6 protein-coding genes and 1 pseudogene are annotated in these 12,045 nt (G+C 48.7%); 1 reads left to right on the plus strand and 6 read right to left on the minus strand.

The window, feature by feature from the left end:
• Positions 1–102: 102 nt before the first annotated feature.
• The 3 genes from KTT_RS31755 to KTT_RS31765 are packed head-to-tail and all read right to left on the minus strand — an operon-like array spanning position 103 to position 5,429.
• Positions 103–903, minus strand: coding sequence for a phosphoadenosine phosphosulfate reductase family protein (locus tag KTT_RS31755; RefSeq protein WP_126601675.1), 801 nt, complete (start codon positions 901–903; stop codon positions 103–105).
• 3 nt (positions 904–906) lie between these two features.
• Positions 907–4,404 carry a hypothetical protein gene (locus tag KTT_RS31760; RefSeq protein ID WP_126601676.1) on the minus strand — a complete coding sequence of 1,166 codons (3,498 nt, stop codon included), beginning with the start codon at positions 4,402–4,404 and terminating at the stop codon, positions 907–909.
• Between the two features lie 14 nt (positions 4,405–4,418).
• A complete protein-coding gene (locus KTT_RS31765) occupies positions 4,419–5,429 on the minus strand; it encodes a DUF4007 family protein (RefSeq protein ID WP_126601677.1) in 1,011 nt (336 codons plus the stop codon).
• 375 nt (positions 5,430–5,804) lie between these two features.
• On the opposite strand from KTT_RS31765, the gene KTT_RS31770 reads away from it, so the two are divergent.
• The gene (locus tag KTT_RS31770; RefSeq protein ID WP_235845818.1) at positions 5,805–7,379 is read left to right on the plus strand and encodes an ISL3 family transposase; all 1,575 of its coding nucleotides are present in this window, start codon (positions 5,805–5,807) and stop codon (positions 7,377–7,379) included.
• A 50-nt stretch (positions 7,380–7,429) separates the two neighbouring features.
• Here KTT_RS31770 and KTT_RS31775 read toward each other — a convergent pair.
• The 3 genes and pseudogenes from KTT_RS31775 to brxL all read right to left on the minus strand — a co-directional run bounded on the left by KTT_RS31775 (position 7,430) and on the right by brxL (position 12,045).
• Positions 7,430–8,641: pseudogene (locus KTT_RS31775) on the minus strand (IS256 family transposase).
• 85 nt (positions 8,642–8,726) lie between these two features.
• Positions 8,727–10,322: an ISL3 family transposase gene (locus KTT_RS31780; protein ID WP_126594041.1), complete on the minus strand. Its 1,596-nt coding sequence runs from the start codon at positions 10,320–10,322 to the stop codon at positions 8,727–8,729.
• Between the two features lie 301 nt (positions 10,323–10,623).
• Entirely contained in the window at positions 10,624–12,045 is a 1,422-nt protein-coding gene (brxL, locus tag KTT_RS31785; RefSeq protein ID WP_160146278.1) for a BREX system Lon protease-like protein BrxL, read from the minus strand.

A 12,045-nucleotide genomic window follows, 5' to 3' on the forward strand; every position in this document is an offset into this window, starting at 1 on the left:
ATTTAAGCGAATAGAAATACAAATATACACACAACATAAGTATGGATGTAAAACGTTTACCATTTTACATCCAATTCAATACAATTCAATGAATAAGAGTTTTTAGAGATGGCAGGTCAGGCAGGGAAGGCTGTCGTCCTCGTCATCAAGCACGTCTGAGAGCGCCTGCGCCAGGTTCTTATTGGGTTTCAGAAGTTGCTTGCGAGCCAGTGTCTTCTCGTGGTCAGCCAGAATGCGGTCCTTTCGTGCCAGCAACTCGGTCAGCGTCTCGCCCTGCACCCAGGTGAAGCTACGGCCATCACTATGCTCTTCTTCATATTTCACGGCCTCCGCGAAGAGATCTGGGTGTTCTTCAGCGAGCATGACCCATTCATATTTTCTCTGATAGAAGCAGAAAAAGCAGCCCGAACGTGAACGCCACTTATAATAGTTAGGGAGCCCAATACCACTCTCTTCAAGTAGACGTACAATGTCGGCATGCACCAAACCAGCCTCTTTAAATGGATAGATTGGTTTAATATTCGGTTTGGTAGAAATATAGCCATCGCGTTTCTCATCGGCACGAATACCGACGTAGCTCACGGCATCATCCTCGCCAATAAATTGTTCCAGAGGAATAATTTTGAGCTGTTTCGTACACCAGCGCATTTTCGGTGATGGCAGGAAGCCACCATAGACGTCGAGCCAATGGTCGAAGCCGCGTTCCGCGCTGAGATAGGTGATTTTAATGCCAAGGCGAGCCTTAATGCGATCAAGGTATTCATAGGTCTCTGGGAGCTCTTTATGCGTATCGCAGAAAAAATATTCCATTTGCGGAACTTTTTTGTGCATGAGGATTGCTAGTGCTGTACTATCCTTCCCTCCTGAGAGGCCAAGAATATGTCGAACTTCTTTTGTCCCCATGAGTTAGGCTTCCTTTCCCGTTTGAGGCGCACGGTGAGAACTGTGCTGTTGTGTGGTAGGTTGATAAATGCGCTCAACGAGTGCGGCAACAAGTTCTTGCTGCAACTGCTCATTGTCTTGAATAAAGTCTGTATGCAAAATGCTTTCAACAAGCTTTTCAATTTGTGCTTGATGCTCATGATTGAGCCAGACGATATGGTTGCTCTCATAGCCGTCAGGTTGAGTCACGGTAATGCGCCGAGCCTCAAAGCCAGCCGGTTGCTGATAGACTTCTTTTTTGATGGCTTCTAGGTGGATAAAACGACGAGCCAGGTCGCTTAAACGAACTTCAAAGCGTGTTACATCATCATCGGTCCATGACGCCACTGGTTTATCCGCGACAACCATAAGGAGTGCTTCTAACCAGTCTCGTTCGTCAGCCGCATCATTGATGGCTGCAAAGAGGAAGCTGCGCATCTGCCGCTCAATGCAATTATCTTTTAGGTATTGAGCGCGCACACGAAGGTCTTCCCTGATTTTTGAAATATCGCTGTGAACGGTAAAAGTATTGTAAAGCAAATATTTGCATTTTTCAAGTAAGCGATCGTATGCGAGCTGCAACTCTTGCAAAGAACGGATGAGTATTTCTTTCAGCTGCTGAGCCTGGGTATCATCATGAGCTTCTTGCGCGCTAATCGGCACTAAGCCGCACGCTTGAGGCAGCGTGGTAAAGAGCAGTTCATCGGGTTCACGGGCGTCACGGATGGCATCACGGATAGCCATGGCTTCTGGACTGAGCTGCTTGGTTTTCACGGTATAAGCAGGCAGGCTATTGCCGAAATGAATCAGTGGTTTGACGATACTCAGTACGGTATTATTGCGCGTAGCTGATACTGTCGACGAAGACTGTGGGCGGCGCAAGAGCAGGGCCAGTTCTTTGAAGACTTGCGTGCGTAGACCGGCGATCTCGAAATGCTTGACCGCGAAACGGCCCGGTTGTTTTACCAGCAACTCAAAATGCTCGGCGCCCAGCAATGGAATGAAGGTACCATCTTGATAGACACTGACATCATCTTTATGATAAAGCAGCACCGCGGCAAGCAAGAGCGGAATGGCCCCCTTTTTCATTCCATAAGGAGGAGCTTCTAGCATGGCATAGAGCTGATCGAGAGTTTCTGGCTTCGTACGTGCATCCAAACAAAACTGCTCAATAGCCTTCCATACTCCCAGAATAGTTGGTTCTTTGGGCTCCGCAAAGCTCCACTGACCATCGCTATAACGATGGATGCCGGAATGATTCAGCAAGGACAGATAGATACTGGTTTCGGGTCCATTGCCTTCCAATCCTAGACGCTCAAGATGGGCGTTGCGCAACATCGCTTCGAGCAGTTCGCGCCGCGCTTTGGCTCCCTGGGATGTAATTTCGCGGCGATTGATCAACTCATTCCAGAGTACAGGCGTTTTTGGATAGACCTGGTCACAAAGATTCGAGAGATGTTGCTGAAAGTCTTTAAGCGTACGCAGGTGTAGCAGGTCCCCATTCGATAAGCATGGGACCTCTTCTTTACCTGAAAGGAATGATTGTTCCAGCAAGTCGATGAGCAGCCGGCGTGTTTGTGTCAATCGCTGGCGAACTTCACGACGAGCCACTCCATCACTTTGCAACTGCGGAGATGTAGCATCAATGGTGACTAACGCTGCCACCTCCCGGCTGACAGAGGCGAGCTTCTCAATATTTTTGCCAGCCAGCAATACAAACGGCTTGCCATTAGTAGTTGACGGTGGGCATTGGGTGGGAAGCTGCTCGCCAAGCCAATAGGCGATGACGCCATCACTATCGGGACTGGTTGGCTTGATCTGAGCGAGCTCGTTATAATCGCTGATGTAGCGACGCTCGAAATAGCGCAATGTACCGGTGGTATAGCTGTGGCGTTGGGCAATGATGGGTGATAACGGGTAGGCCTGGGTTAATAGGCTGGCCAGCGATGCCTGCTCCTTTTCGACCGCTGCGGCAGTGGCCTGCTCGATATCAAAATCTGACCCTTCCCAGATACGCAACTCATCGAGCTGCTTGCGGTGCGTCACCAGACCACGCTGAACAAGCATCTCAATTGCTTGCGTCCAGCGCTGCGCTTCCTGGAGATCGTTGGGGTCTTCCGATAATGCCAATAGAACAAGCTGCGGCGTCGCGCGCAGCGTCCCAACGGTATCCACTAGATTGAGAATACCAATCGTTTTTAGCGCCTGGACCAGGTCGGACTCTAAATGCTGGGCATCTGAAATGCGACCCTGGATTTCCACCCAACGTTGAGTTGAAGCTTTGGCTGAATGTGAGACGCTGGCAGCTTCCATAAAGTAGTCATAGATGCGATGGAGCTTTAAGGTTGTCGGCCGCTCCCCTTGCAAGGGCGTTGTCTGTAGGAATGATGTGAAGGAATAGGGCTCCTGACTAGTCAAGAATGTAAAGAGCGAACGATCATTCTGAGCGTAGCGACTACAGAGAATTGGCAACGTCAACGCGGCCAAAGGATGCAGTGGATAGATACTGCTGAATTCTTCAATGGTCAGGCGTTCCTGATGGATATCATGCGAATGGAGGGTCTTCTGCCAGCTGGTCGCCCAGCTATCAAGAAACGGCAAGAGATCAGTGTCATGTGCATGGTCAATGGCCTGGCTAAGCAGATGCAACATATGATCATTGGTGGCGGTGAAGGGAATATCTTCAAACCGACCTTGGATCTTGCTCCACTCATTGCGCTGCGTTTTGGTGAGGTTTTGCGCATACTCCGCGAAGGATTGATGAAGGAGTCCCAGCACAGCGATTTTGGGTGCATGCTCAGTGGCTGGTAGCTCGGCTAGTTGCTGCAGCAGATAGAGATCATCGCTCTCTTGATGCCAGGCCGCGTATTCTAATCCCTTCCCTAGCTCGTCAATGATGAGGAGAATTCCCCTCTGTGTTTCTTTCGCCGCCTGTTGGATACATTGAATGATTTCCTGATTAGAAACTTTCTGATCTTCTTCCATGATCTCTTCAAAACCTTGGAGCAGATGGGCAATAGGCTGCTGGTCGAAATCATGAGGCCAGACTAGTTCGCAGCCACGGCGCAGAGCACGCAGAATGGTGTAGCCCAATGGTTCACGTTGGGCCGTCGCCACCGCGCGCAACAATCCTTTGTCGGATAGCTGATCAGTGATCGTCTCGATGAATGGATGGTGTGGGCCGAGATAGTGTTTTAAAATCGATTGAGCGTTGTGTTGAAGCGGATCGGACTTGGGCGCGACCAGGGCGGCGAGAAAGTGGGCGAACGCCGATTTGCCAGTGCCATAAACGCCCGTAATAGTCCAGGCTCGAACGGCGTTATCGGTGACTAAGGCGCGCAGAATATGCTCACTGGTATCCAGGGCCCACGACGTTGGGATGTAGCCAAGGACACTCTCGGTCAGTGAGAGGTCACGCTCCAGATTGATTGATCGATTATATCGTCGCTTTAAAGAAATAACGTCAGAGAGTTTTTGTTCCATGATTCTACTTCTTGCTAATCGTGTTGATAATATTGATTTAAAAGCGCGTCAGCCAGCATGGCAGGGTGCTGTGTAAAAGCAAGTTGAATAATGCCAGCTGTATTTGACAGCGAGAGACGTTGATCCGATTGCGCTACCTGCTCAATGGCGTCGATCAGAGTGCTTTCTGTAAGCTTGAAAACCATACCCGGACTCCCCTCTTCATACATGAGGCGGGGAATCGACATCGTGCGTTCGCCTTTGCCAACCTGTTCGGCAAACTCTAGGCAAGCAGCTACGATAATCTCAGGGGGGAGCGTATTTTTATAGCCTACGTGGAATGAATAATGCTTGCCATCGCTTTCAGGCTGGATCAACCCCAGCGTAGTAAATGGGCTATCGAGCGCCTCTTCAAGTGAATTGGAACGTGACTTGAGGCCAGCATACATATGCAACAAGCAAGAAATATCTTTTTGCAGCGATGATATCGCTACATTACTTTTGGGAAATTGTTGATGAACGTATTCATCTAACGCATTAGTGAGGCTCTCAGAAGAGAACTCTGCCCGTTTAAAACACGTGAAGGTAAAATACCAGGTCGTCGCCATGCAGGATGGCTTGAGCAGATACCAGTGAAGCAACCAGAGAGATGCGGGATCTTCGAGATAAGGATCCCAACCATCATCAGCCAACAGGTGCGCTCCAAAGGGAGTGGGTGCAATCTCTTTATTGCGCGTATTCTTCTCCTGAGTCTCTGCTAGCACTTTGAATGCCGCACACCAATAGCGAATGGAGCGTACCATATTTTTACCAACCCCAAGGATGGTTGTGGCATCGTCTTTCAGAAAGATATTGCTATTCTGTTGAGAGCGGTCAAAGCCTTTTTTTATCCATCCAGAGCGTGGGTGAAAGGTTTCGTGACGGGCAAATGCCGCCTGTGGATGTTGCGTCACTGTGGATGAAAGCTCTGCCTTTTGTGAGGTATCTTCAAGAAAGCTATTTTGAATATGTATGGGATTTTTTGTCAACTGCGCATCAGCAGACATCTGTGTCTCCTTTTTATAATAAGGGAGCATTGAAGTAGAAAGAATAAGAAAAAGCACCCGCGAAATACGGTACTCATTTATGGAATATGATTAACAATGAAACAATATTCATTATTAATCGCTTATTGTATAGTATTTGTAATTGCTATAAGTTCAATAAGAGTACAAGTGATCGCCTTTTCTTGGCAGATGCTATCTTAACAGATTAGCTATATAAATATCAAGGAGCAGTCTTCTTGATTTCTGTGGGTCTGTCAAATATTTTGGCTCTTCCGCACTTTCCGTGCTGGGCTTGCAACCCCTATTCGTAGAAAAAGATGGAGGGAAATTGTTTTGCCTCCAATAAAATCATGAATGAGGTGCTCCTTCTTGCCAATGCTTCCGTTCTCGTTATCCGGTTTTGCCATTCAACACATCACACATATCAGGGAGATCCTAACTATTACGGCCTGTGCCACTAGTCCCACAGCGGCTTGCCCATCTTGCCAACACGTTTCGTCTCATATCCATAGTTATTACACACGCTCACCACAAGACTTGCCGGTCAGCGGTCACATTGTCCAGCTTGTTTTACGAGTGCGGCGTTTCCGCTGCTTGAATCACACTTGCCAGCGACAAACCTTTGCCGAACGCTTGCCTAGTCTTCCCGTTTCAGCCCGGCAAACGACTCGGTTAGCAACATTGCTGGATGGCATCGCTGTTGTTCTCAGTGGACAAGCAGGCTCACGACTCACCGAGCAATTAGCCATGCCAGTGAGCGCCGATACACTTCTCCGACGAGCCAAAAAGAAGGCCCCACCGTCACCAACGCCCCGAATCCTGGGTGTGGACGATTTTGCTTTTCGACGCGGGCGCACCTATGGGACGATCCTCATCAATTTAGAAAGTCACCAACCAGTTGATGTGCTGGAAGATAGGAGCGCAGAAACCTTTGCCGACTGGCTCAGGAAGCATCCAGGCGTCGAAATTATCAGCCGAGATCGTTCCAAGGACTACCTACGTGGGGCAACTGAAGGCGCACCACAAGCCCAACAAGTCATAGATCGCTGGCATCTGTTAAAAAATCTTCGGGAAGCTGTCGAGCGATTTCTCAGTCATACCCAAATGCCAGAGGAGGTAAGAGCGGAAATCAGCTTGACGATTGCGCCGCGTCAGAAGAGAACCAGTGGCGAGCGAGCTCGCTCCGAGGGCTCACGAAACCGACGCCTGGCACTCTACAATCAGGTGGTGGAGTTATCCAAGCAAGGAGGGACTATTCAGGGGATCGCCAGACAACTCCAGATCAGCCGGCAAACGGTTCGCAAGTTTGTTCAGGCCTCCACTTTTCCTGAATTTCAGCGAGTTCCTCGCACCAAGAGCGCGATTGACCCATATCGCCCATATCTGCAAGAGCGTTGGGAAGCAGGATGCCGCACCATCGACCAGTTATGGAAGGATGTGCAAGAGCGTGGATTTACTGGTAGTTGGATGATGGTCTACCGCTGGGTTCAACTTCAACAGGACGAGAGAGCTGAGGCAGCCGACCAAACGCAACAAAACACGCAGACGAGAACAAACAAACTGGCTCCGCGCCATCTTGCCTGGCTGTTTCTTCACAATCCTGAACATCTGGAGAAGCAAGAACGAGAGGCCCTTGCTCTGCTGCGAAAAGTACCAAGCATCGAAACAGCCTATGGATTAGTCCAACAATTTGTCGTGATGCTCACAGTGCACAACGCCAAACCACTGGATACCTGGCTCTGGGACTGCCAACTGAGCGGGATTAGCGACCTGGTGACCTTTGCTCAGGGCTTGGAAAAAGAAGGTTCTGCTCTCCACGCAGCGTTCACTCTTCCGTACAGCAATGGACCTGTCGAAGGAAAAATAAATAAATTGAAATATATAAAGCGATCCATGTATGGGCGAGGTGGTTTCCCGCTCTTACGCCAAAAGGTTTTGAAAGCTGGATGATGGAGCACGGAAAGTGCGGAAGAGCCAATATTTTGTGTAAACTCCTTGTTTCATTGGGGAAATCGATCCCCAAATTCGATGGCAAAACGATTGAGGGCAGGTTTCCACTCGCGAATGGGCATGGTTCACTTCTTCGCCACCGTCTGGATGGCCAGGTACATCACTTTAAAGACCGACTCATCCGATGGGAAAATCCGGCGATTCCGCGTCATTTTGCGTAAGGTCATATTCACTGACTCAATGGCATTGGTCGTGTAGATGGCCTTACGAATATCCTGCGAGAAGGCAAACAAGGGAATGATACGGCTCCAACGTGCACGCCAAGTAGCGCTGATGGTGGGATACTGCCCATCCCATTTTTCCGCAAACAGCTCCAGATTCAGCTCCGCTTCCCCTTCTGTACTCGCGGTGTAGATCAGCTTGAGATCAGCCGCCACTTCTTTGGCATGTTTGTGAGACACGTAGCGTAGCGAATTGCGCACCATATGGACCATACACAGTTGCACGCGGGTCTGCGGGAAGACGGTTTCCATTGCCTCTGGTAGCCCAGTGAGCCCATCAACACAGGTCAGAAAAATGTCTTTGACGCCTCGGTTTTGTAGCTCAGTGAAGACGGAAAGCCAGAATTTCGCCCCTTCATTCTGCGTAATCCACATGCCCAGCAACTCTTTGTGTCCCTGCATGGTCACTCCTAAGACGAGATGCAGGGCTTTGTTGATCACCCGTTGGTTTTCCCGGACTTTCACCACTAGACAATCCACGTAGACAATGGGATAGACCGCTTCGAGGGGACGAGACTGCCACTGGCGCACTTCATCACTCACGGCGTCGGTCACACTGGAGATCAAGGTCGGCGAGATCTCAACCCCATACATCTCCTGCAATTGGGCCTGGATATCCCGAGTCGTTAACCCATGGGAGTACAGGATCAGGATTTTTTCATCCAACCCTTCCAGTCTGGTCTGATGTTTCTTGATCAGCTGGGGTTCAAAGGAGCTTTCTCGATCGCGAGGAATGCTAAGCTGAAGGTGGCCTTGCTCTCCCTTTACGGTTTTATTGCTGCTTCCATTGCGGCTGTTGGTGACGCCTTCCTCCTTGTGCTCATGCTTGCCATAGCCCAGATGCGTCTGCAGTTCCGTCTCCAGGCATCGTTCGATGATAGCTTTAGTCAGTTGTTTGAGCAGTCCTCCCTCTCCCAAGATCTCCTGAGGATCAGCACACTCGTTGAGCAACTCGTCGATCAATTCTTTGCGTATGGTCATATTCTTCCTCTTCCTTCCACTTCTTCTCTTTATCCATTGTGACCACTACACAAAATATTGGCTCTTCCGCACTTTCCGTGCTCCATCATCCAGCTTTCAAAACCTTTTGGCGTAAGAGCGGGAAACCACCTCGCCCATACATGGATCGCTTTATATATTTCAATTTATTTATTTTTCCTTCGACAGGTCCATTGCTGTACGGAAGAGTGAACGCTGCGTGGAGAGCAGAACCTTCTTTTTCCAAGCCCTGAGCAAAGGTCACCAGGTCGCTAATCCCGCTCAGTTGGCAGTCCCAGAGCCAGGTATCCAGTGGTTTGGCGTTGTGCACTGTGAGCATCACGACAAATTGTTGGACTAATCCATAGGCTGTTTCGATGCTTGGTACTTTTCGCAGCAGAGCAAGGGCCTCTCGTTCTTGCTTCTCCAGATGTTCAGGATTGTGAAGAAACAGCCAGGCAAGATGGCGCGGAGCCAGTTTGTTTGTTCTCGTCTGCGTGTTTTGTTGCGTTTGGTCGGCTGCCTCAGCTCTCTCGTCCTGTTGAAGTTGAACCCAGCGGTAGACCATCATCCAACTACCAGTAAATCCACGCTCTTGCACATCCTTCCATAACTGGTCGATGGTGCGGCATCCTGCTTCCCAACGCTCTTGCAGATATGGGCGATATGGGTCAATCGCGCTCTTGGTGCGAGGAACTCGCTGAAATTCAGGAAAAGTGGAGGCCTGAACAAACTTGCGAACCGTTTGCCGGCTGATCTGGAGTTGTCTGGCGATCCCCTGAATAGTCCCTCCTTGCTTGGATAACTCCACCACCTGATTGTAGAGTGCCAGGCGTCGGTTTCGTGAGCCCTCGGAGCGAGCTCGCTCGCCACTGGTTCTCTTCTGACGCGGCGCAATCGTCAAGCTGATTTCCGCTCTTACCTCCTCTGGCATTTGGGTATGACTGAGAAATCGCTCGACAGCTTCCCGAAGATTTTTTAACAGATGCCAGCGATCTATGACTTGTTGGGCTTGTGGTGCGCCTTCAGTTGCCCCACGTAGGTAGTCCTTGGAACGATCTCGGCTGATAATTTCGACGCCTGGATGCTTCCTGAGCCAGTCGGCAAAGGTTTCTGCGCTCCTATCTTCCAGCACATCAACTGGTTGGTGACTTTCTAAATTGATGAGGATCGTCCCATAGGTGCGCCCGCGTCGAAAAGCAAAATCGTCCACACCCAGGATTCGGGGCGTTGGTGACGGTGGGGCCTTCTTTTTGGCTCGTCGGAGAAGTGTATCGGCGCTCACTGGCATGGCTAATTGCTCGGTGAGTCGTGAGCCTGCTTGTCCACTGAGAACAACAGCGATGCCATCCAGCAATGTTGCTAACCGAGTCGTTTGCCGGGCTGAAACGGGAAGACTAGGCAAGCGTTCGGCAAAGGTTTGTCGCTGGCAAGTGTGATTCAAGCAGCGGAAACGCCGCACTCGTAAAACAAGCTGGACAATGTGACCGCTGACCGGCAAGTCTTGTGGTGAGCGTGTGTAATAACTATGGATATGAGACGAAACGTGTTGGCAAGATGGGCAAGCCGCTGTGGGACTAGTGGCACAGGCCGTAATAGTTAGGATCTCCCTGATATGTGTGATGTGTTGAATGGCAAAACCGGATAACGAGAACGGAAGCATTGGCAAGAAGGAGCACCTCATTCATGATTTTATTGGAGGCAAAACAATTTCCCTCCATCTTTTTCTACGAATAGGGGTTGCAAGCCCAGCACGGAAAGTGCGGAAGAGCCAAAATATTTTACAGACTCATTTCTGTTCCCCCTTCATTAAGAAAAAATGATGGTTTGAATTCTTTTTTTTTCTATTGATACGTGTTTTTTGTAGTCAATACTTTTGAAAAAGTTACTAGTGTGAAATGGAAGATCAGCGAAAATATCAGCTCGTAGATAGTACTTCTTCCTGATAAGGATTGGGTTACACTTTCTTGGTGTTTACGTGCCTGCTAAATAGCTGCTACATCAATGAACGAGGGTTTATATTCTGGATCCATGATGGTTAGCTGGTCACGTACTAGCTGCCGTAACGAAGCTGCTGGACGTAGACAATAATTTACCAACTCATCTTGACTTACCTTTAAATCGGGGAAGAGTAGTTTTAAATAACCAGTGGCTAAACGAATGATAGCATTCCTATCTCGAACATCATTCGTCCCAATAATTTTTCCATGTGCTTTGATGTAGTCTTCATATCCTGCGGTATGTCGTAAGGTATGAAGTATGTCTCCAAAGAAATCAGCTTTAAAGCCTATCTGTTTTGATATAGAGCCTTCTTCAATCCTTGGTAGTTGCCAGCCAGGCACTATTCCATGTATGCGATCGATAAAAGCTGTCTCTCGTAAAAAATCCGGCAGATTTAAGAAAAGATTTTCAAAACGCGGATTGCCATCGGCTGCCAGTGGTATATTAGCGAGCATGACGATACCTGCTGTAGCCGCGTTTTTTTGTTTGCCCCCGCGTGAAAAGCTTCCTGATTCCAGGTAATCTTTAAGCACTCCAATGACTTCGTTTGGATTATCAAAAGAAAGGGATTGTGCTTCATCGAAAACGACAACGTCAAATCTTGTCAGCAGCCCTGATTGATTGGTGGCATTGTTATGGAATAAAACCGCAGCAGTAACTTTTCCTCCCGAGATTAAGCGTACGTAGCGCGATAAATTGAGGTACACAAACGATTTTCCTGTACCCTTTGGGGCTAATTCTATTAAATTGACACGCTCTTGAACAATTGGGATGAGGCGTGTAAGCAGGAGCATCATCTGCTCTGGTGTATAGAATGTGGGGTTGTATCCCATGCTGCTTATAAGCAGATCTCTCCATTCTTCTAATGTGAAGTGTTGGCGTTGCTCACAAAAGAGGTCAAGATCAATAGTTGCCGCTTGCATTGGACGAAAGTCAACCATACGTATTTGTCCAAACGGATTCTCTTTCCCATTAGGGGACTGATATTCCAGGCGACCAACGCCCCAGACACCGCCATTGAGTAGAAGAGGATAATTTTCAACAATATATGATTCGATGGTTGCTCTATTTTCGTCCAGACAAGGGATTTTGAGAATATATTCATCTGTGCGAAGATTTACCTCCACACTATATGTATCCAGAATGAGAAGCGTTCCGCCATTTTTTAGTTTAGATTTTAATTGTTCTTTCTGATCCTTCAATGGCAAGTGCTTATTAACAAAATCCCTCATCTTTTGCCGTGCTGCTGCATCGACTTGCCCATCTGTTAAATAACGTGAGACAATCCACTCACTGACGTACATAGGGACGCTTTCGGTTCCGATGCTTGCCTTACGAACAAGGTCTTTGTTTACGCACACATCACTATAATATTTGAGTGCTTTTTCTTCGAACTGTAGTGTCAT

This window comes from Dictyobacter aurantiacus (assembly GCF_003967515.1).
Lineage (GTDB): Bacteria > Chloroflexota > Ktedonobacteria > Ktedonobacterales > Ktedonobacteraceae > Dictyobacter > Dictyobacter aurantiacus.

What these genes read in the sequence shown, in the direction of transcription:
- KTT_RS31755 (WP_126601675.1), bottom strand. Translation starts at nt 903, where the DNA reads ATGGGGACAAAAGAAGTTCGACATATTCTTGGCCTCTCAGGAGGGAAG.
- brxL (WP_160146278.1), bottom strand. Translation starts at nt 12,045, where the DNA reads ATGACACTACAGTTCGAAGAAAAAGCACTCAAATATTATAGTGATGTG.
- KTT_RS31765 (WP_126601677.1), bottom strand. Translation starts at nt 5,429, where the DNA reads ATGTCTGCTGATGCGCAGTTGACAAAAAATCCCATACATATTCAAAAT.
- KTT_RS31780 (WP_126594041.1), bottom strand. Translation starts at nt 10,322, where the DNA reads ATGAGGTGCTCCTTCTTGCCAATGCTTCCGTTCTCGTTATCCGGTTTT.
- KTT_RS31760 (WP_126601676.1), bottom strand. Translation starts at nt 4,404, where the DNA reads ATGGAACAAAAACTCTCTGACGTTATTTCTTTAAAGCGACGATATAAT.
- KTT_RS31770 (WP_235845818.1), top strand. Translation starts at nt 5,805, where the DNA reads ATGCTTCCGTTCTCGTTATCCGGTTTTGCCATTCAACACATCACACAT.